Origin of the sequence: Streptomyces sp. NBC_00252, from assembly GCF_036187565.1 — a bacterium.
In the GTDB taxonomy this organism is placed as follows: domain Bacteria; phylum Actinomycetota; class Actinomycetes; order Streptomycetales; family Streptomycetaceae; genus Streptomyces.
The window spans coordinates 1,666,573-1,687,608 of record NZ_CP108087.1 but is presented as its reverse complement, the minus strand read 5'-3'; the positions used below and the strand labels follow the sequence as shown (position 1 = coordinate 1,687,608).

Genomic DNA, 21,036 nt, shown 5'->3' with positions numbered 1-21,036 from the left:
GAGCCGCTATCTTGCGACGCATGCCGGATGCCGAAGACGTACGCCGTATCGCCCTCTCCCTCCCGGACACGACGGAGAAGATCGCCTGGAGCATGCCCACGTTCCGGGTCGCCGGGAAGATGTTCGTCACGCTGCCCGAGGAGGAGACCTCCATCGCGGTGCGCTGCCCCAAGGAGGAGCGCGACGAACTGGTCCTGGCGGAGCCGAAGAAGTTCTGGGTCGCCGATCACGAGGCGGCTTTCGCCTGGGTGCGGGCGTACCTCGCCGGGCTGGACAGCGAGGAGGAACTCCGTGACATCCTCGCCGACTCCTGGCGCCAGGCGGCCCCGCCCCGACTCCTGGAGGCCTACCCCGAGTTGGGTCTGCCGTCCGGCGAGTGAGATCGTCCCGGGCGTTGTCAGTGGCACGTGGCACCATCTGAAAGCGGGAGTAGGAGCCGGGACGGAGGGGGATCCGGCTCCCACCCATACGGAGTTCATGGACACCGGCGGGGCGCTGCGGGGGCGGCGGCCGGGGGAGGGGGCGGTGCGAGATGACCGGGACGTCGTCGAGTCCGGCAGGCGAGGGGCCGGTGCCGGGCGGAGCGGTCGGCGACGGTGGCGATGACATCGTTGCCGATGCGGTCGCCCAGTTGGTGGAGAAGGGCGACGGGCGTGGCGGGCGGCCCGTCTGGTCACGGGACTTCGCCCTCTTCTTCGTGGCCCGCGCCGTCGCCCGGCTCGGCGACACCATGCTGCCCGTGGCCCTCGCGGCCGGTCTGCTGGAACACGGGTACGGCGCGGGTGCGGTCGGCCTCGCCATGGCCTCAACAGCCGCCGCATTCGCGGGACTTGTGGTCTTCGGCGGGGTGATCGCGGACCGCTTCAGCACCCGCAAGCTGATGATCGGCGCCGACCTGGTGCGCCTCGGCACCCAGTCCCTCGCCGCCGCGCTCTTCTTCACCGGCCATGTCGTGCTCTGGGAGATCTGTGCGATCGGCTTCGTCAACGGTGTGGCGGGCGCGGTCTTCCAGCCCGGCGTGGCGAGCACCGTGCCGAGACTCGCCTCCGACATCCAGGGCGCGAACGGCGCGATACGCATCGCCGAGTCCGCCGCCCAGCTAGCGGGTCCGGCCGTGGCGGGCGTGCTCGTCGGCTTCACCTCGCCCGGCGGCGTGTTCGCGGCCCACGCCGCCACCTACGCGGTCAGCGCCCTGTGCCTCTTGCTGCTCAGGCTGCCCCCGCTCGCGCCGGGCAGCCGCGAACCCGGGCACGGCTCGGGCGCCTTCAAGGCCGATCTGGTCGAGGGCTGGCGGGAGTTCAGGTCCCGCACCTGGCTCTGGGGGGTCATCGCCGTCTGGTGCCTCTACATGATCGCCGTCTGGGGCCCGACCGTCCCGCTCGTCGCGACCCAGGTCGTCCAACAACACGGCCCGCGCGCCTACGGCCTGATCAACTCCGCCCTCGGCGCGGGCACCGTCGTGGGCGGTCTCCTCGCCCTGCGGCTGCGTCCGCGCCGGATGCTCCGCGCCGGGGCGATCGCCCTGTTCGCTTTCGCCGGTTTCCCGGCGACGGTCGGGGCGGGGCTCGGCGTATCCGCGATGGCGGCCGGAGCGGCTGTCGCCGGGGTGGGCATGTCCTTCTGGGGCGTGATGTGGGCGACGAGCGTCCAGACCCAGGTCCCACCCGACGTCCTCAACCGCATCCACGCGTACGACGTGGCGGGCTCCCTCGCGATGATGCCGGTCGGCCAGGCTCTGGCGGGCCCCGCCGCCACGGCCCTCGGTACCGACCACGTGCTCCTCGCCGCGGGCGCGATGAGCTTCGTGGTGCCGGCCACCCTGCTCCTGATACCTGCCGTACGCGGACTGATACGCGCCGACACGATCACTGCGGGCCCGAGCGTCCCCAGCACCGCGGCGATACGTGAACGGGCGTGCCCGCAGGAGAGTTGACGGCGGCCGGGGCTGGGGCCGGGGCTGCCGGTGCCGGTGTCGCTGGGGGCGTGGTCATACGCCGGGCACAGGCCCTGCCGCCGGCCCGCCGTGTCCTCGTCAACCGCCCACAAAGCCGCCGATCCGCTCGCGCAGGGCCTGCGGGTCGAGGCCGTGGGCGGTCAGGTGCTCGGTGATGGTGCCGTAGCGGCGGAGTTCGGCGCGTCCGACGCCGAGGCCGAGGACGCGGTGGGGTACGTCGGCGAGCGCGTCGTTGGCGGCCGTCGTCGAGGTGCCCGCGAGGTACGGCTCGACGAGGACGACGTCCGTGCCGGCGGCCCCGGTGGCGGCACGCAACGCGTCCGCGTCGAAGGGCCGTACGGTCGTGGCGTACAGGACGGTGACGTCGAGGCCCTCCGTCGCGGCGAGGACGTTGTCGAGCATCGGACCCACGGCGACGACCACGCCGGAGCGGCCCTCGCGGACGGTGTGGAAGCGGGCGCCGTCGACCGGGCGGGCCTCGGTGTTCGACTGGATGGAGAGTCGTACGTAGACCTTGTCGTCGCCTGCCGCGACCGCGTGCCGGAGCAGGGTCTCGGCCTCGTCGGGATGGCCGGGGACATGCACGGTCCAGCCGTCCAGGGTGTCGAGGAGGGCCACGTCGCCCGGTGCCATGTGGGTGACCCCGCCGGCGGGCCAGTCGAAGGAGGCCGCCGCGCTCACGAGCACCGCGCCGACGTCCTGGTGCCCGAGGTCCAGCTTGACCTGTTCGAAGGGCCGCTCGACGAGGAAGCTGGCGAAGGTGTGCACGATCGGGCGCATGCCGGTCAAGGCGAGGCCCGCGCCCGCCCCGACGAGGAGCTGCTCGCGGATGCCGACGTTGATCACCCGCTCCGGATGCCGGAGTTGGGCGTCCGCGAAGCCGTCCCTGCCGATCTCGGCGAGCACGACCGCGACCCGCGGATCCTCGTCGAGCAGCCGGGAGACGACCGGGGCGAACCGGTCACGCATGGTGTCCATGGAGAGCCTTTCTCGATGTACCGGTGAGGGGGAGGGACGGTCAGGCGGACTTCGGTTCGACCCGGGCCACGACCACGTGCGGTCGGCCGGGGTGCGGTGCGGTGAAGGCGGCGTGCAGCGCCTCGTGGTCACGGCCGTCGACCGTCACCGCGGACCAGCCCGCCGCCTCGAAACGGGCGGCGATACCGCCGGGCCGGGCGTGGCTGGCGGAGGAGTTGTCGACGACGACGGTGTGCAGCCGGTCCAGTCCGGAGGGCCCGGCGAAGGCGATGGCCTCGTGGTTGCTGCCCTCGTCCAGCTCGGCGTCCCCGACCAGCACCCAGACCCGCGGTTCGGTACGCCCCTGCGCGCGCAGTCCCAGCGCCGTCCCCACGGCGATCGGCAGCCCGTGTCCGAGCGAGCCGCTGCCGATCTCGGCGCCGGGCACCAGCACCCGGTCGGGGTGGTGGCCGAGCGGCGAGTCGTAGGAACCGAAGTCCGGGAGCCACTCCGCCGGCACGAATCCCTTCGCGGTCAGCACGGCGTAGTACGCCATCGGCCCGTGTCCCTTGGAGAGCAGGAACCGGTCCCGCTCGGGGTCGTCCATCCGCTCCGGGGAGACCCGCAGCACCCGGTCGTAGAGCACCCACAACACGTCGAGTGTCGAGGTCGCCGCCGGGCCGTGCTTCTCGTCGCCTGTCATCAGCCCCATGAGGCGGGGCAGGTCGCCGTGTGTGTACGTGCGGCTGTGTTCCGTCGTGGTCGTCATGCGGACGATCGTGCAACCTCAACCAAACTTCAGGTCAAGCGCCGCAAGGGGAGTCGCGCCGAGTCGGCCGAAAGTCGGCCGCGAAGAAAGGCGTGCGCGATCACCGACGTGAGTGCGGTATTGTTTCCCTGCGCGTTCAACCCGGGGAAACCCCAGGTCAGACGGGCATCGGGACGTGGCGCAGCTTGGTAGCGCACTTGACTGGGGGTCAAGGGGTCGCAGGTTCAAATCCTGTCGTCCCGACTGGAGACAGTCGTAGAGCAGGGCCGGTTTCGGAGGTATCCGAAGCCGGCCCTCGGTCGTTTTGGGGACCGGCTGGGGCCGGGGGTTCTTGACCGGGTCGGCGGATCATGACCATCGGCCGGAGCACCGTGGCCGGTGATGTTGATCGTGCGTCACCACGGGCGAGTCGTGGCCACAGGTTCACATCGCGTCGGCTTTCGCGCGGTCCGGGTGAGCGGCCGCGAACGGTGTCGACGGCGTCGTAGTGGATCGGCGGGTGGGACGCGGGTGGCGGCGGGCGAGGTGTGAGGCGCGCCCCAAACGCTGGTCCGCGGCGTCGCCGCGCCTCTGCCCAACCTTTTTTCGGTGGGATCGGACGGCTCGTGAGGCGCTCCGTGCGGGCATGTGAATCGGCCGCTTCGGCACCCGGTGCGGTTGGGGCAGGTTGTGAATGGGCATCGGATGCGGTCCGGTCGGCGGGCACGGTAATGGAGTGGGCCGCGACGGCCCGGTCGAGGTCGTCCTCGACGTCTGCCTGCGCAAACGGAGCGTTGAATACCAGTACTCGCTGCCGTCGCTCGGAGCCGGGACGCCTCGGGCCGCCGGAGCCGTAGGTTCGGAGGACTGCCGCCATCGCGGGGCGCAAGGGACATTTTCCGTCACCAAAGCACCCGCAAGCGTTCACCGATCCATGGACGCGCCTTTCAAATCTTGAGCACAAAATCCACACAGACCTCTCTTCAGGCGGCCCAAGATGGTCTAGATTGACCGTGCTTTGCAGGGTGTGGCACCAAGCGACAAAAGATGATCCATGGGTTTGGCGCTGTGGACGGCCAGTGGCCGCCTCTCTCGCGCCGGACCTGGGGGTGATCAGTTCGTGTAGTTCGAGGGGGACTTGAGGCGCAGGGGAGCGTCCGGGGTTTCGGGGGGCCCTTGTGTACGTCAAGAGCCCGGCAGGATTTGGGAGTCCGCTGTCGCCGGGGGCGTCGGCGTAGCTCTGGGACAGCCGGGATGCCATACGCCGGGGAGGCGGCTTTCCGAGGGGGGAACAGCGCAGAGAGGCCTCTCGAGGGGGAGGCACGGTGCGGAGGGCGGGGACCCTCCGTAGGGGGCGAAACAGTGTGAGGCGGCGACGCCGAACCACTGGGGACCTTGGGGGGTTCTGTGCGACAGGGGGGAATAGTCGACCCTTTTCCGTCGGCGCGTGGGCGTCTGGCGGACGGGGCGATCAGTCAGCCCGCGACCGACTGGGAGCAGCGGTACCGCCGTACCGTCATCTTCAGCGACACGGTGGCCACCGCCTTCGTGGTGGCGGCGATCGGTGACTTCTTCGGGGCCAGGGACGCGGCCAACTGGCATGAGAAGTGGGGGATTCTCGCCTTCGGCACCCAGCTGCTGGTGCTGGGCGCGCTGGCGGTGAGCCGCTCGTGGTCTCCGGCCGTACTCGGCCAAGGCGCCGAGGAATTCCGCCGGTTGGGACGTTCGCTGTTCACGGCGACCGTGGTGCTTGCGCTCGGCGGGATCGCCCTGACCTCGCGCAACATCAAGCTCTGGATATTCGTCGCGATCCCGGCGATCGCGCTCGTCACGATGACGGAGCGGTACGTGCTCCGTCTCTGGCTGCACAGACAGCGCAACGAAGGACGATGCCTGAGACCGGTGCTCGCCGCCGGAAGCCCGGCAACCGTGCGCGATCTGATCAGCCGGACCCGCAAGTTCCCGCACCTCGGCTGGCGGGTGGAGGCCGTGTGCACCACGGACGGCCGCGGTGTCGACGGAGACCAAGGCGGCCTCGACGGCGACCAGTTGGACGGAGTGCCGGTCATCGGCAGGCTCGAGGACGTCGCCAAGTACGTCCGCCACGACGGCTACCGGGTCGTCGCCGTCACCCCCGACCCGCACTGGTCACCGGAGCGGCTGCAGCGGCTGGCGTGGAACCTCGAGGGCAGCGACGCCGAGATGATCGTGGCCCCCGTGCTGATGGAGGTGGCCGGCCCGCGGCTGCACGTCGACGCGGTGCTCGGGATCCCGCTGCTGCGGGTCAGCATGCCGACCTTCACCGGGGGCCGCCGGGCCATCAAGGGTGTCGTCGATCGGCTTGGCGCAACGATTCTGCTGGTGCTGTTCGCGCCGCTGATGATCTTCGTGGGGCTGCTCGTGCTGCTGGACAGCCGGGGCGGGGCCTTCTACCGACAGCGAAGGGTCGGCAAGGACGGCCGGGAGTTCACCATGCTCAAGTTCCGCACCATGGTGGCCGGTGCCCACAAGGCGCGTGCCGAGCTGGCCGAGCGCAACGAGGGCGCGGGCCTGCTGTTCAAACTCCGCCGGGATCCGCGGGTGACCCGGGTCGGCACGGTGCTGCGCCGGTACTCGATCGACGAACTCCCGCAGCTCTTCAACGTGCTCACCGGAGAGATGTCGCTCGTCGGACCGCGGCCCCCGCTGCCGGAGGAGTCCGCCGAGTACGGCCCGGACATCCGAAGACGGCTGCTGGTCAAGCCCGGCCTCACCGGCCTGTGGCAGATCAGCGGACGCAGTGACCTGCCGTGGGAGGAGGCGGTCCGCCTCGACCTCCGCTACGTGGAGGACTGGTCGCTCGCCCTGGACACGGTGATCTTGTGGAAGACACTCCGCGCCGTGCTCCAAGGGCAGGGGGCCTACTGATGCGCGGGAGTCGTCCGACCGACGCGTGGACCGCAGGCCGAAGGGGCCTGCCTGGGGGGAGAGACCGGTCATGAGAGTCAGCGTCTTCGGGCTCGGCTACGTGGGCTGTGTATCGGCCGCGTGCCTGGCCAGCATGGGCCATGAGGTCATCGGGGTGGACGTCAGCCAGGTGAAGGTGGACCTGGTCAACGACGGCAAGGCACCCGTGGTGGAGGAACGCATCGGCGAACTCATCGCCGAGGTCGTGCGCACCGGCGCGCTGCGCGCCACTCGTGACGTCCGCGAGGCGATCGCGGACAGCGAGGTGTCGCTGATCTGCGTGGGCACCCCGTCGGAGCCCAACGGCAGCCTGTGCACCACCTACTTGGAGCGGGTCACCGAGGAGATCGGCGCCGCGCTCGCCGAGCGGGGCGGACGGCAGACCGTCGTGTTCCGCAGCACCATGCTCCCCGGCACCTGTCTGAACCTGCTGGTGCCGATCCTGGAGAAGCACCTCGGCGGAACCGCCGGCGTGGACGTCGGGGTCGCGGTCAACCCGGAGTTCCTGCGCGAGGGCACCAGCGTCAAGGACTTCTTCGACCCGCCGAAGACCGTCATCGGCGAACTCGACCCGGCCAGCGGCGACGCGGTGGCCGCGCTCTACGAAGGCCTGCCCGGAGAGGTGTTCCGGGTGCCGATCCCGACCGCCGAAGCCATCAAGTACGCGGACAACGCCTTCCACGGCCTCAAGATCGGCTTCGCGAACGAGCTGGGCGCGGTGTGTCAGGCCCTCGGCGTGGACTCCCACCAGGTGATGGACGTCTTCCTCGCCGACCGCAAGCTGAACATCAGCCCCGCCTATCTGCGCCCCGGCTTCGCCTTCGGCGGCTCCTGTCTGCCCAAGGACCTGCGCAGCCTGGTCTTCGCGGCACAGCGGGCCGATGTCTCCGTCCCCATCCTCTCGCACGTGCTGGCCTCCAACGCCGACCACCTCCAGCGCGCGGTCGACCTGGTCGAGCGCACGGGCAAACGCAAGGTGGGCCTGTTCGGACTGTCCTTCAAGCCCGGCACCGACGACCTCCGCGAGAGCCCGCTCGTCGAACTGGCGGAACGGCTCTTCGGCAAGGGCTACGACCTCAAGATCTACGACGCCAACGTCAGCCTCTCCCGGCTGCTCGGCGCGAACCGCGAGTACATCGAGAGCCGGCTCCCGCACCTCGCGCAGCTGCTCGCCGACTCCGTCGGCGAGGTGCTGGACCACGCCGAGGTGTGCCTGGTCGGGACCCGGGATCCGGCCGTGCTGTCGGCGCTGCCCCACGCGGGCGGACCGGCGATCGTCGATCTCATCCATCTTCCCGACGCCGACGCGCGCCGGGCCGAGCCGGGGTACATGGGCCTTGCCTGGTAACGCGAACAGCGGCGACGGGACGAACCGTCGCGCGCTGATCCTGGTGGAGAACCTGTCGGTCCCCTTCGACCGGCGGGTGTGGCAGGAGTGCACCACCCTGCGCGACGCGGGCTGGGAGGTGCACGTCATCTGCCCCCGGGGGGAGAAGCGGGACACGGAGGCGGAGGCCGTGATCGACGGGGTGCGGATCCACCGCTACCCGTTGCGCGCGGCCACCGGAGGACCGGCCGGCTATCTGCGGGAGTACGGATCGGCGCTGTGGCACACGGTCCGGCTGGCCCGCAAGGTCGGCCCGGTCGACGTGGTCCACGCCTGCAACCCACCCGACCTGCTGTTCCTGCCCGCCCTGTGGATGAAGCGGCGCGGCGCCCGCTTCGTCTTCGACCAGCACGACCTGGTGCCCGAGCTGTACCTCTCCCGGTTCGACCGCGGCGAGGACCTGCTCTACCGCGCCGTGTGCGCGCTGGAGCGGCGCACCTACCGGGCCGCGGACATCGTGCTCGCCACGAACGAGAGCTACAAGGACGTCGCGCTGCGCCGGGGCGGCAAGCGACCGGAGGACGTCTTCGTGGTGCGCAGCGCGCCCGCGACGGACCGCTTCCAACCCGTCGCGCCGGAGCCGGAGTTGAAGCGCGGCAAGCCCCATCTGCTGTGCTACCTCGGCGTCATGGGCCCCCAGGACGGCGTCGACTACGCCCTGCGGGCCCTGGCGAAACTGCGCGACGAACTCGGGCGGACCGACTGGCACGCGGTCTTCGTCGGCGCCGGCGACGCCTTCGACGCGATGGTCGAACTGTCCCGGCAGCTCGGTCTCTCCGAGCAGGTGCAGTTCACCGGGCGCATCCCGGACGCCGACCTGGTGCGCTACCTGTGCACCGCGGACGTCTGCCTTTCCCCCGACCCGTGCAATCCGCTCAACGACGTGTCGACCATGAACAAGGTCCTGGAGTACATGGCGATGGGACGGCCGATCGTCTCGTTCGACCTCCGGGAGGCGCGTGTCTCCGCCGGTGACGCCGCCGTCTACGCGCCCGACGACGACGAGTCCCAGTTCGCCAAGCTCGTCGCGCTGCTCCTCGACGATCCCGAGAAGCGGGCCCGGATGGGGAAGACCGGCCAGGAGCGGATCAGTGGACCGCTGTCCTGGGAGAACTCGCAAGCGTCACTGCTCGCCGCCTATTCCGCCGCCTGCCGGGACCAAGCCCCGGTGTCCGCGGACGGGCCGCTCCGTACGGGGAAGAGGCCGCACCATTGAATGACGACACGATCCGCCTGGTCACGATCGGACGGATTCTCCGCCGGCGATGGCGGCTTCTGGCCGTCCTCGCCATCGTGGGCGCACTCTTCGGCTACGGCACCTCGGTGCTGCTGCTTCCGCCGCGCTACACGGCACAGGCGTCGGTCCTGCTGCCCGGCCAGTGGGAAGAGCGCGAACTCCTGACCCAGGTGGACATCGCCACCAGTTCGGCAGTGGTCGACCGGGCCGCCGCCGCGCTCGACTGGAAAGGCGTGAACGGCACAAAGCTGCAGAAAGACGTGAGCGCCAAGGCGGACGACGGAAACATCATCAAGGTCTCCGGCACGGCCGACACCCCTGAGCGCGCACAGCGGCTCTCCGACCAGCTCGCCCAGCAGTTCGTCACCTTCGCCACCCGCATCGCGGGCGGCAGCACCGACCCCGCCGCGGACACGGCGACGGAGGCGCTGCGCAAGCAGGTGGCCGAGACCAACCGCCGTATCACCGAGCTGGCCGGCTCGGCGGATCCGGGGCAGACCGTGGAAGGTGTGCAGGCCCGCACCGAACTCGAAGGCTTGCGCACCGGACTCCAGGACGCCATGAAGAAACTGGAGGAGGCCAACCCGGCCACCGCCAAGGCCAGCATGGTCGTCATGGGACCGGCCCCCCGGCCGACCGGCGCCGCCGCTCCCACGAGGACGCAGCTCATCGCCGCCGGAGCACTGCTGTTCCTCCTGATCGCCGTCATCGGCCATCTCGCCGCCGCCCGGGTGAGCCGCCGGCTGCGCACCGAACCGGAGATCGCCGCAGCGCTCGGCACACCGTTCCTCGGCACCGTCGACGTGCCCGGCGAACGGCACGGGCACCGGCCCGAGAGCCACGGCGCACGGGCCCGGCTCCGCCGCCTGCTCGGCACCGACACCCGGTGGGACCTCCCGGCCCTGCCGCGCTCCGCCGACGAGGCCGAGCGGCGCATCCGCTACCGGCGGGTGTGCTCCCGCCTCCGGGACCACCTTCCCTCTCCCCGAGACCTGTTGGTCGTCGTGCCGGACGGCGACGAGGTGGCGCGGCTGGCCGCAGGACAGCTCGTCGCGGAGGCCAAGGGCGACCCCCGGCTGCGGATCGTGGAGGTCCCGGTGGACCGGCCGATCGTGCCGGACCGCGTGACCGAGTCCGGTGCGCTCGCCGTCCTCAGCGCGGGGAACTGGACCGCCGCCGAACTCGCCGGCGTCGCCGAGGCATGCGCGGACGGCGGCCACGAACTGGTCGGCGTCGTGGTCGCCGGCACGGTCCGCACCGGACCGCCGAAAACCGCCGACCGACTTTCCGACGACGCCACCTTGACGTTCGCGGTCCATGGCCACGCGACAGGAGATCCAGCGTGACGACGAGCACGACTGCGGAGTCGTCGGCCGCGACCCCGCTCATCGACCTCCAGGCTCTGGTGGTCGCGGTGCGCAGACGCCGCCGGCTGTGGGGCGCCATGGCGCTCCTCGGAACGCTGGCGGGCGCGGCCGTGGCGGTCCTGATGCCGCCGGCCCCGGCCGCCGTGACCAAGGTGCTGGTCGCGCACCAGGAGGACCAGCCGAACGACACCGGGACGCTGATCCGCACCGACGCCCAGCTGCTGGCGACCTCACGGATCGCCGGCCAGGCCCTGAAGACCCTCAAGTCCGCGGAGAAACCGCAGGACTTCATGAAGGACTACCGGGGCACCGGACTGACCAACAACGTCCTCCAGATCGATGTGACGGGCAAGACCGACGCGGAGGCGGTGGCCCGGGCCAAGGCACTGGCCGACGCGTTCGTCGCGGACCACGCCAAACGCATCCAGGCCATCGCCGATGCCAACGCGCAGGGCCTGCTCGACCAGCGCGACCGCATGGAGACGGAGCTCGCCGACGTCAACAAGTCGATCGGCGGACGGTCGCCCGACAGCGACCCCAAGGACGCGGCGAACCTGGAGTCGCTCTTCGCCCGGCGGGCCGAACTCACCTCGCAGATCTCCGACTTCGGCCAGCGCGCCGAGGAGGCCCGGGTCGGCGCACCCCAGCTCGTCGCCGGCACGCAGATCGTGGACGCCCCGCGCGCGGTGGTGCACTCCCTGCCCAAGGCCCTCGTCACCGACGCCGTGGTCGGACTCGTCCTCGGACTCTTCCTCGGGCTCGCGCTGGCCGCCGTCGGCGTGGTCGTCGCGGACCGGCCCGTGCTGCGCCGGGACATCGCGGCGAACCTGGGCGCCTCGGTCATCGCCGAACTGCCCCGCCGCTCCGGCAGGTTGTGGCAGCGCAAGCGGACCCGGGCGGCCCGCGACCGCCTCACCACCACCCTGGCCCGTACCGCGCGCGGCGCACCGGAACCGCTGTCGCTGCTGGAACTCGGCTGCGCGCGCAGCACGGCCGGGATCGCCCTCGGTCTCGCCAGGGAATTGGGCGAGGACGGGCCGGTGACCGTCGTCGACGGCCTCCCCGGCACCCAGCTCTCAGGACACCGGCCGAAACCGGGAGACCCCACCGTGGTCGGCGGCGAGCGCGCGGCGACCGTGTCACCGCAGGACCAGCGGATCGGCGTCGGCTCGGTGGCGCCCGGCACCGCGTGGACGGACCTCCAGTACCTCGGCACCCGCACCGTGCTCGTCGTACGCGCCGGACACGGCAGCGCCTCCTGGCTGCACACCGTGGCCCGGCAGCTCGCGGACCAGGGCATCCCGGTCGTCGGAGTGGTGCTGATCGCCCCCGACCCGCGCGACCGGACCGACGGCACGCTGTGGGACGGGCTGGCCAATGCGCTGCGCGGCCGGACCGAGCGCCCGACCTGGCAGAACGCCACGGGCCGACGGCTCACCGAACGGCAGCCGATACGGACCGCACGGGTCCCCGACAACGACCAGGAGGTGAGGTAGGACGTGTGCGGCATCGCGGGCACGTACCGATGGCCTGACGGCAAGGCCGTCACCGACCGGCTCACCGACACCCTCGCCCACCGCGGCCCGGACGGCTCGGGCCGCTACGGCCACCCCCTGGGCGACGGCGAAGTGCAGCTGGGGCACCGCCGGTTGTCCATCATCGACCTGTCCGAGACCGGCGCCCAGCCGATGGTCTCGGACGGCCTCGCCCTGACGTACAACGGCGAGCTGTACAACGCGCCCGAACTCCGTGCCGAACTGGCGGCCACCGGGGTGCGCTTCCGCGGTACCTCCGACACCGAGGTGCTCCTGGAGGCCTGGCGGCGCTGGGGCACGGACTGCCTGCCCCGGCTGCGCGGGATGTTCGCGTTCGGCGTCTTCGACGAGCGGACCGGTGAACTCGTGCTGGCCCGGGACCAGTTGGGCATCAAGCCGCTGTTCCTGCTCCGGCGCGGCGGGGGCCTGATGTTCGCCTCCGAGCTCAAGGCGCTCGCCGCCGCAACCGGGAGGTCGCTGGAGGTGGACCACGCGGCGCTGGTGGCCTCCCTCCTCTACTACTGGGTGCCGGACTCCCGCTGCGCGTTCCGTGAGGCGGAGAAGCTGCCGCCCGGGAGCTGGCTCAGATGCCGTCCCGACGGCCGGGTGGAACGCGGCAGTTTCTGGAACCTGAAGGACGTCGCCACCGAGGGCCGGGAGCGGGCCCTTGCCGGCGAACGGCCGGACCTCGACGCCGTCGTCGAGGAGTCGACCCGGCGCCACCTCCTCTCCGACGTACCCGTGGCGACCTTCCTCTCCGGCGGCCTCGACTCCAGCTATCTGACCGCCCTGGCCGCCCGCCACCAGCCCGGGATCTCCGCCTACACGATCGGATTTCGCGCCGAGGACGCCAAGTTCGAGGCGATGCCGGACGACCTGCGCTACGCCCGCCAGGTCGCCGAGCGGTTCGGCGTCGACCTCCACGAGATCGAGATCGCCCCGAACGTCCTCGACCTGCTGCCGCAGATGACGTACAGCCTGGACGAGCCGATCGGCGACCCCGCCGCCATCAACACCTACCTGATCTGCATGGCCGCCCGGGAGGCCGGGGTCAAGGTGATGCTCTCGGGCATGGGCGCGGACGAGCTGTTCGCGGGGTACCGCAAACACTTCGCGAACCTGCTCGCGCTGCGCTACCAGCGTGTCCCGCGCCCCCTGCGGCGCGGGGTGTCCGGGGTGGTGGACCGGCTGCCGGTCGCCTCGGCCAGCCGTGGCTACCGGTCGGTGCGCTTCGCGAAACGCTTCCTGTCCTTCGCCGATCTGCCGGAGGAGACCGCGTTCCGGCGCAGCTACACCATGTACGACCAGGACGAGCTGCTCGCCCTGATCGACCCGGACCTGGCCGGGACGGTCGACGACGTGATCACCGAGCACACGGACGTCTACGAGGACAACGACCTGGACGACTTCGTCAACCGCATGTGCCTGACCGACGCCCGCATGTTCCTGCCGGGCCTGAACCTCGCCTACACCGACCGCTCCAGCATGGCCGCCTCGACCGAGGTCCGGGTGCCGTACGTCGACGTCGAGGTGGTCAAGGCGGCGTTCGCCGTGCCCGGCAGCCGCAAGATCGTCGGACGCCAGGGCAAGGCCGTCCTCAAGGAGGCGGCCACCTCGATCCTGCCCAAGGAGATCGTGTACCGGCCCAAGGGCCTGTTCAGCGCCCCGCTGCGGGCCTGGATGAGCCGGGACCTGGCACCGCTGGTCCGCGAGGTGGTCAACGACGGCGAACTCGTCCGGTCCGGACTGCTGCGCCGCGACGCGCTGGCCCGGATGGTCGCCGAGGACGCTGCCGGACAGGCGGACTACTCCAAGCACCTGTGGCACGTGCTGACCCTCGAGTACTGGTATCGCGACGCGACCTCTGGCACCGCCCAGAACGCGCGCACGACCGCTTAGAAAACAGGAGTTCCGGTGAAGCAGGTTGTACAGAACTACAAGAGTGGCGAGCTGGCGGTGCTCGACGTTCCGGTACCGGGGTGCAAGCCGGGCGGGGTACTGGTGCGCAGCGCCTACTCGCTGATATCCACCGGCACCGAGCTGATGAAGGTCTCCGAGGCCGGCATGTCGATGCTGGGCAAGGCCCGCTCCCGCCCGGACCAGGTGGCGAAGGTCATGCAGAGCGTGGCCACCAACGGACTGCCCGCCACCTACCGCAAGGTGATGGGCAAGCTGGACTCCTACACACCGCTGGGCTACTCGCTGTGCGGGGTGGTCGAGCAGGTCGGCGCCGGCGTCGACGACGTGAAGGTCGGCGACCTGGTGGCCTGCGCCGGCAACGAGCACGCGCTGCACGCCGAGTTGAACTGGGTGCCGAAGAACCTCTACGCCCCGGTCCCCGAGGGGCTCGCGCCGCGGCACGCGGCCTTCGGCACCGTCGGCTCGATCGCGATGCAGGGCGTCCGCCAGGGCGAGCCACAGCTCGGCGAGGTGGCCCTCGTCATCGGCCTCGGCCTGATCGGCCAGCTGGTGGTGCAGCTCCTCACCGCCGCCGGGGTCCGCGTGGTCGGCGCCGACCCGGACCCGACGCGCTGCGAGCTGGCCGAGCGCCTGGGCGCCGCGGCCTGCGGCGACCCCGCCTCGGCCGCGGTGGAGGCGGCGGTCGCCGAACTCACCGACGGCCACGGCGTGGACCAGGTCTTCCTGGCCGCCGGCGGCGGCAGCAACCAGCCCGTCGAACTGGCCGCCCGGCTCGCCCGGGACCGCGGCCGGGTCGTCGACATCGGCAAGTGCCGCCTGGACCTGCCGTGGAACGCGTACTACGAGAAAGAACTCGACGTCCGCTTCTCCCGCTCCTACGGCCCCGGACGCTACGACCCGTCGTACGAGCTGGAGGGCCGCGACTACCCGATCGGCTACGTCCGCTGGACCGAGCGCCGCAACCTGGCCTGCTTCCTCGACCTGGTGGCCCGTGGCCGCGTCGACGTGGACCCCCTGGTCTCCCACATCGCCGACTTCGACGACGCCGTCGAGACGTACCAGCGTCTCAAGGACGGCGAACTCAAGGCCGTGGCCGTGCTGTTCCGCTACCCCGAGCAGACGGAGGAAGCGGGGGAGACGCCGGCCCCGACGGTGGCCGTGCCCGCGGTCCGCCGCGCCGAGGGGACGTCCACCCCGGCCCGGTCGGCCGGCACCCCGGTGCGGCTCGCGTTCGTCGGCGCGGGCAACTACGCCACGTCGATGCTGCTGCCGCACCTGGCCCGGCGCGAGGGCGTCGAGCTGTCGACCGTCGTCACCACGACGGCGCTCTCCGGAGCCAACGCGCAGCGGAAGTTCGGCTTCGCCAAGGCGACCACCGACCTCGACGCCGTCCTCGGCGACAAGTCCGTCGACGCCGTGTTCGTGGTCACCCGGCACAGCTCGCACGCCGAACTGACCCGGCAGGCACTGCTGGCCGGCAAGACCGTGTTCGTGGAGAAGCCCCTCGCCCTCACCGAGGACGAACTGGCCGGAGTGCTCGCGGCCGTGGAGGAGTCCGGCAACGACCGCCTCCAGGTCGGCTTCAACCGCCGCTTCGCACCGCTGCTTCAGGAGGCCAAGGACCGCTTCGGCGCCCGGACCGGCCCGGCGAGCCTGCGCTACCTCGTCAACGCGGGCAAGCTCCAGCACGGCAGCTGGTACCTGCAACAGGGCGCCGAGGGCTCGCGGTTCGCCGGCGAGGGCGGCCACTTCATCGACACGGCGAGCTGGCTCCTCGACGCCGACCCGGTCTCCGTGTACGCGACGGCCGCGCCCGGCAACGACGACCTCCAGGTCGTTCTGCGCTACCCGGACGGCTCCACCGCCACCGTCAGCTATGTCACCACCGGCGCCCCCGGCTTCCCCAAGGAGACCCTGGACCTGGTCGCGGACGGCAAGGTGCTGCGGCTCGACGACTTCGTCCGGGCCTCCGTCCACGGTCCCAAGAAGTGGGTCAGTTCGCGGCTGCCGAAGGCCCGGGACAAGGGCCAGAACGCCGAACTGGCCGCGTTCGTCAAGGCGGTTCGGACCGGCGGACCGATGCCGGTGCCGCTGGAGTCGCTGGTCGCCACCACGGCGGCCACCCTCGCCGTGCACACCGGCCTGGCCGACGGCGCGCCGGTGACGTTGGCGAGGACGCCATGACCGTGACCTCAGGGAGCCCGGGCTGGTACCTGCGCCGGCTCTCCCGCATGGGCCCGCGCGAGATCGCCGGCCGGGCCGGCGACATCGTGCGCAGACGGCGCTGGCGGGCGACACCGCCCGGCTGCCCGACCGTCACCGGCGCCCGGTTCACCTCCGTCCTGCCCGCGGGCGCGGTCGCCGAGGTGCCGCCGGACGCCGTGAAACGCCTGGTCGCCGAGGCGGACCAACTGATGGTCGGGCAGGCCGAGTTCTTCGGTGTGATCCGCGACGACCTCACCGACCCGGACTGGTTCCACGACCCGAAGACCGGGCGCAGGGCCCCCTCGGGCTACGCCTTCGACGTGCCGTACCGCAACGAGGACCTGGCCGGGGACATCAAGCAGATCTGGGAGCCGTCGAGGCACCAGTACCTCACCGTGCTCGCCGCCGCCTACGCGGTCACCGGTGACGAGCGGTACGCCGAGCGGGTCGCCGCGCACCTGCGGTCGTGGTGGGCGGCCAACCCGCCGCTGCGGGGCGTGCACTGGATCAGCGGCATCGAGCTGGGCATCCGGTTGCTGTCCTGGGTGTGGATCCGCCGCCTCCTCGACGGCTGGCCGGGGGCGGCCGAGCTGTTCGAGGACAATCCGGTGGCCCACAATCAGGTCTGGCACCACCAGCGCTGGCTGGCCGCGTTCCCCAGCCGGGGCTCCTCGGCGAACAACCACGTCATCGCCGAGACGGCCGGGCAGTCCGCCGCCGCCTGCGCGTTCGACTGGTTCCCGTCGTCGGCTCGTTGGCGCTCCGTCGCCCTGCGCTCGCTGGAGCGGCAGTTGCGCGCCAACACCTTCGTCTCCGGCCTCAACCGCGAACTGGCCACCGAATACCACGGACTCGTGCTGGAACTCGGCCTGGCCGCGCTGGCCGAGGCCGACGCCGCGGGTGTGCCGGTGCCCGGGGCGCTGCGGCTGGTGCTGCTGCGGATGACCGACGCGCTGGCCGCCGTGGTGGACAACCGGCTGCGCCCGCCTCGCCAGGGGGACGCGGACGACGGACACGGCCTGATCCTGGACGGTGCGGGCACCGACCGCTGGGGTTCGCTGCTGGCCACCGGCGAGGCCGTGTTCGGCCGGCTCGACTGGTGGCCCGAGGTGACCGGCACCGATGTGCGCACCCCGCTGCTGGCCGCGCTCATCAAGCCGTACGCGAAGGAGGCGACCGTCCGGCCGGCGACCAGGCCCGACCGCTTCGCCGACGCGGGCCTCACCGTCCTGCGCGGTCCGGAGGAGATCTGGTGCCGCTGCGACGGTGGTCCGCACGGCTTCCTGTCGATCGCCGCGCACGCCCACGCGGACGCGCTGTCCGTGGAGGTCCGGCACGACGGGATCGACGTGCTCGCCGACCCGGGGACGTACTGCTACCACGGGCAGCCCGAATGGCGGCGGTACTTCCGGTCGACGCTCGGCCACAACACCCTGGAACTCGACGGGGGCGACCAGTCCGTCTCCGGCGGCCCGTTCCTGTGGACCCGGCACGCCCGCACCCGCGTCCTGGACGTGGACGACTCCGAGGCAGGAGCGACCCGTTGGGCCGCCGAGCACGACGGCTACCAGGGCTCGGTGCACCGCCGGCGGGTGGAACTGACGGCCGCGAGCCAGGAGTTGACGATCGTCGACGAGGTGACCGGCCCGCGCCGGGACGTGCGACTGGCGTTCCACCTCGGTCCGGCGGTCGCCGCGGACCTGGTGGGGCACCGCGCGGTGCTCACCTGGATCCGGGACGGCGAGGGCCGGTCCGCGGTGCTCGACCTGCCGCCGGAGCTGTCCTGGCGGGCGCACCGCGGCGAGAGCGAACCGCCGCTGGGCTGGTACTCCGCCGGATTCGGGCGCAAGGAACCCACCACCACACTGGTCGGCACCGGCTTCACCGACGGCGCGGACGGGTTCACCACCGTGCTCCGGTTCCGGGCCCAGGGGGGCGTGTGCGGAACATGAGAGTGCACCGGGCGCTCGCGGTCGTACCGCTGGCGCTGCTCCTGCTGACGGCGACCGGCTGCGACAGCACGTCGAGCGCCCCGGCCACGACAAAGCCGGACGCCGCACCGTCCACGGACACGGCCGCCGCCCGGTCCGTGGCCCGGGTGTGCGCCAACCCCGCCGCCGGACCGGCCAAGGCGCCCGCGGGCGCGGTGACCGTGGACCCCGACGTGGTCGGCGACCTGGCGGCGAAGACCAAGAAGAGCCCCCCGAACACCACGTTCTGGCTGAAGCCGGGTACCCACCGTCTCGAACAGGACCGCTACGCCCAGGTCATCCCCAAGAAGGGGGACCACTACATCGGCGCGCCCGGCGCGGTGCTCGACGGGCGGAAGGTCAACCAGTACGCCTTCACCGGCAACGCCGCCGACGTCACCATCCGCTATCTCACCGTGCGGGGATTCGTCGCGCCGCGGGACGAGGGGGTCGTCAACCACGACTCGGCCGACGGATGGGTCGTCGAACACACGACGATCAAGGACAACTCCGGCGCCGGACTGATGGCCGGTGCCCGTCAGCAGGTCCGCGCCGACTGTCTGCGCGACAACGGCCAGTACGGCATGAACGCCTACAAGGGCAACGGCCCCCTCACCGGCCTGGTGGTCGAGGGCAACGAGATCACGGGCAACAACACCGGTGACTGGGAGCGGAAGCAGAAGGGCTGCGGCTGCACCGGCGGCATCAAGTTCTGGGAGGTCGACGGCGCCGACATCAGCGGGAACTGGGTGCACGACAACCGTGGCACCGGGCTGTGGGCGGACACCAACAACAACGACTTCCTCATCGAGCACAACGTGATCGAGGCCAACGACGGTGCCGCACTGATCTACGAGACGAGCTACAACGCGGTCATCCGCGACAACACGATCCGGCGGAACAACTGGGTCGAGGGCCGCAAGGCGGCCGACAGCGGCGACACCTTCCCCTACGCGACGGTCTATCTGTCCGAGTCCGGCGGCGAACCACGCATCAAGGCCCGCACCCACAAGATCGAGATCTACGGGAACGTGCTGGAGGACAACTGGTCCGGCATCACCCTCTGGGAGAACGCCGACCGGTTCTGCAACAGCCCGGCCAACACCTCCTCCGGCGACTGCACCCTGCTGGTGAAGAAGACCAGCACGTGTACGAGACCTGCGATCACCAAGGCGCCGCTCTACTCGGACTGCCGCTGGAAGACCCAGTGGGTGGACATCCACGACAACCGCTTCGTGCTGGACGAGTCCGTCGTCAAGTGCACGGAGATGTGCGACCGCATGGCGGTGCTGTCCAACTACGGCACCTACCCGGACTGGTCGCCCTACCACGGCGACGGGGTGGCCGACGCCATCACCGGCAAGCAGCACAACCGCTGGCACGACAACACATACGTCGGGCCGTGGAAGTTCGTCGCCGAGGACCAGGGCAAGGTGCTCGACTTCGGGCAGTGGCAGACGGCGCCCTACCGGCAGGACCAGGGCAGCACCCTCGACCTGCAGGCCGGTGGTTGAGATGGCGGAGAACCTGACCCGCGGGCCGGACACGGCACAGACGCCGCCCGACGCCGCACCGCGCCCGGCAGGGCCACCGAGGACCGTCGGGATCGTCTGGGGGCTGCTGGTCCTCAACACGCTCGGCTCCGCCGGGGCCAAGACCATCGTGCCGCTGCCGCGCTCCCTCATCCAGATGGTCACCATGGGCTCGCTGGTCGCCGCGTTCGGGCTGGCGCTCCTGGTCAACCAGCGGGTGCGCATCCGCCCCAGCGCGTACATCCTGCTGCTCAGCCTGCTGCTGGTGTCCAGCGCGATCTCCAGCGCGAGCCTGGAGTCCGGGATGGGCGCGCTGTTCCGCTGCTTCCGGCTGACTCTCTTCGTCGGCACCCTGTGGCTGCTCAGCCGCTGGTGGGACGGCAGTACGACGTTCGTCCGCTACCACGTCCGGGCCTACTTCGCGGTCCTCGCCTCGGTCGCCCTCGGTCTGCTCGTCGCCCCGGGCAAGGCCCTGCCCGGCCTCTACGGCGGACGCCTCGTCGGCGCGCTGTGGCCCCTCACCCCGCCGCAGATCGGGCAGTACGCGGCGGTCATCATCGGGCTCACCGCGCTGCTCGTCATCGGGAGACGGACCGACCGGACCAGCGCCGTGCTGGTCATCGTGCCGTCGCTGGTGCTGCTCGCGCTGACCCACACCCGGACGGCCACGCTCGGCCTGCTTCTCGGGCTGGTGCTGGCCATCGGCTCGCTCATCCTGACCAGTGCCGCGGCCCGCCGCTTCTTCAGCTGGTCGGTGCTGGTCTCCGTGGTGGCGGCGGTCGGCTTCGCCTCCGCGCTGCAGTCCTGGTTCCTGCGCGGACAGAGCCAGGAGAACTTCTCCAGTCTCACCGGCCGGGCCAAGGTGTGGCACGCCCTGCTGACCGCCCCCCGGTCCACCGCCGAGAAGCTGTTCGGCGTCGGCCTGGGCGACAAGTCGTTCGGCGGGCTGCCGATCGACAACAGCTGGCTGGCCGTCTACAACGAACAGGGGCTGGTCGGCGTCACCCTCGTCGCCGCGTTCCTCGCCGTGCTGGGCGGCGTCGCGCTGCTGCGGCGACCGTCGCTGGAGAGGGCCTGCGCGATCTTCCTCATCAGCTACTGCGCGATCGCCTCGTACACCGAGGCCGGTCTGGGCGACGCCTCGCCGTATCTGCTCCATCTCGCCCTGGCCGCCTCACTGTTGGCCGCACCTGCGGCCCAGGCCGCTCCGCTCGCGCTGCCCCGGGTCCCACGACGGCACGTTCCGCGCTGGGCCCGTCGATCGGAGGCGAAGTGACC

Annotated in this window: 14 protein-coding genes and 1 tRNA gene; 13 read left to right on the top strand and 2 right to left on the bottom strand. The window is 71.3% G+C overall.

Translation table 11 applies throughout. The features are described 5' to 3' along the window. Positions 1-20: 20 nt before the first annotated feature. Positions 21-380: an MmcQ/YjbR family DNA-binding protein gene (locus OHT77_RS07340; RefSeq protein ID WP_328827218.1), complete on the top strand. Its 360-nt coding sequence runs from the start codon at positions 21-23 to the stop codon at positions 378-380. A 152-nt stretch (positions 381-532) separates the two neighbouring features. Beyond that, positions 533-1,933 carry an MFS transporter gene (locus tag OHT77_RS07335; protein WP_328827217.1) on the top strand — a complete coding sequence of 467 codons (1,401 nt, stop codon included), beginning with the start codon at positions 533-535 and terminating at the stop codon, positions 1,931-1,933. A 99-nt stretch (positions 1,934-2,032) separates the two neighbouring features. Here OHT77_RS07335 and OHT77_RS07330 read toward each other — a convergent pair whose 3' ends face one another. Then, positions 2,033-2,932, bottom strand: a complete 900-nt coding sequence (locus OHT77_RS07330; RefSeq protein ID WP_328827216.1) for a transketolase family protein — start codon at positions 2,930-2,932, stop codon at positions 2,033-2,035. Positions 2,933-2,972: 40 nt separating this feature from the next. Then, positions 2,973-3,680 (bottom strand): transketolase, encoded by a 708-nt coding sequence (locus tag OHT77_RS07325; RefSeq protein ID WP_328827215.1) that lies wholly within the window; start codon positions 3,678-3,680, stop codon positions 2,973-2,975. 169 nt (positions 3,681-3,849) lie between these two features. Between OHT77_RS07325 and OHT77_RS07320 the strand changes: the two genes are divergently transcribed. The 11 genes from OHT77_RS07320 (at position 3,850) to OHT77_RS07270 (ending at position 21,034) form a co-directional block, all read left to right on the top strand. Further along, positions 3,850-3,923: transfer RNA gene (locus OHT77_RS07320), tRNA-Pro, on the top strand. A 1,143-nt stretch (positions 3,924-5,066) separates the two neighbouring features. Beyond that, positions 5,067-6,566, top strand: a complete 1,500-nt coding sequence (locus OHT77_RS07315; RefSeq protein ID WP_328827214.1) for a sugar transferase — start codon at positions 5,067-5,069, stop codon at positions 6,564-6,566. A 70-nt stretch (positions 6,567-6,636) separates the two neighbouring features. Further along, on the top strand, positions 6,637-7,953 hold the full coding sequence (locus OHT77_RS07310) for a nucleotide sugar dehydrogenase (RefSeq protein ID WP_328827213.1): 1,317 nt from the start codon (positions 6,637-6,639) through the stop codon (positions 7,951-7,953). Then, entirely contained in the window at positions 7,943-9,208 is a 1,266-nt protein-coding gene (locus OHT77_RS07305; RefSeq protein ID WP_328827211.1) for a glycosyltransferase family 4 protein, read from the top strand. The genes OHT77_RS07310 and OHT77_RS07305 overlap by 11 nt, the downstream gene beginning before the upstream one ends. After that, entirely contained in the window at positions 9,205-10,575 is a 1,371-nt protein-coding gene (locus OHT77_RS07300; protein WP_328827210.1) for a Wzz/FepE/Etk N-terminal domain-containing protein, read from the top strand. Before OHT77_RS07305 ends, OHT77_RS07300 begins: the two co-directional genes overlap by 4 nt. Then, positions 10,572-12,092: a Wzz/FepE/Etk N-terminal domain-containing protein gene (locus tag OHT77_RS07295; protein ID WP_328827209.1), complete on the top strand. Its 1,521-nt coding sequence runs from the start codon at positions 10,572-10,574 to the stop codon at positions 12,090-12,092. Before OHT77_RS07300 ends, OHT77_RS07295 begins: the two co-directional genes overlap by 4 nt. 3 nt (positions 12,093-12,095) lie before the next feature. Continuing rightward, on the top strand, positions 12,096-14,030 hold the full coding sequence (gene asnB, locus OHT77_RS07290) for an asparagine synthase (glutamine-hydrolyzing) (protein ID WP_328827208.1): 1,935 nt from the start codon (positions 12,096-12,098) through the stop codon (positions 14,028-14,030). 15 nt (positions 14,031-14,045) lie between these two features. After that, positions 14,046-16,235: a bi-domain-containing oxidoreductase gene (locus tag OHT77_RS07285; protein WP_328827207.1), complete on the top strand. Its 2,190-nt coding sequence runs from the start codon at positions 14,046-14,048 to the stop codon at positions 16,233-16,235. Beyond that, a complete protein-coding gene (locus OHT77_RS07280) occupies positions 16,232-18,208 on the top strand; it encodes a heparinase II/III family protein (RefSeq protein ID WP_328827206.1) in 1,977 nt (658 codons plus the stop codon). Before OHT77_RS07285 ends, OHT77_RS07280 begins: the two co-directional genes overlap by 4 nt. Further along, complete coding sequence (locus tag OHT77_RS07275) at positions 18,205-19,740, top strand: right-handed parallel beta-helix repeat-containing protein (RefSeq protein WP_328834179.1); 1,536 nt, start codon at positions 18,205-18,207, stop codon at positions 19,738-19,740. Before OHT77_RS07280 ends, OHT77_RS07275 begins: the two co-directional genes overlap by 4 nt. 1 nt (position 19,741) lies before the next feature. Further along, positions 19,742-21,034, top strand: a complete 1,293-nt coding sequence (locus OHT77_RS07270) for an O-antigen ligase domain-containing protein (protein WP_328827205.1) — start codon at positions 19,742-19,744, stop codon at positions 21,032-21,034. Positions 21,035-21,036 lie beyond the last annotated feature (2 nt).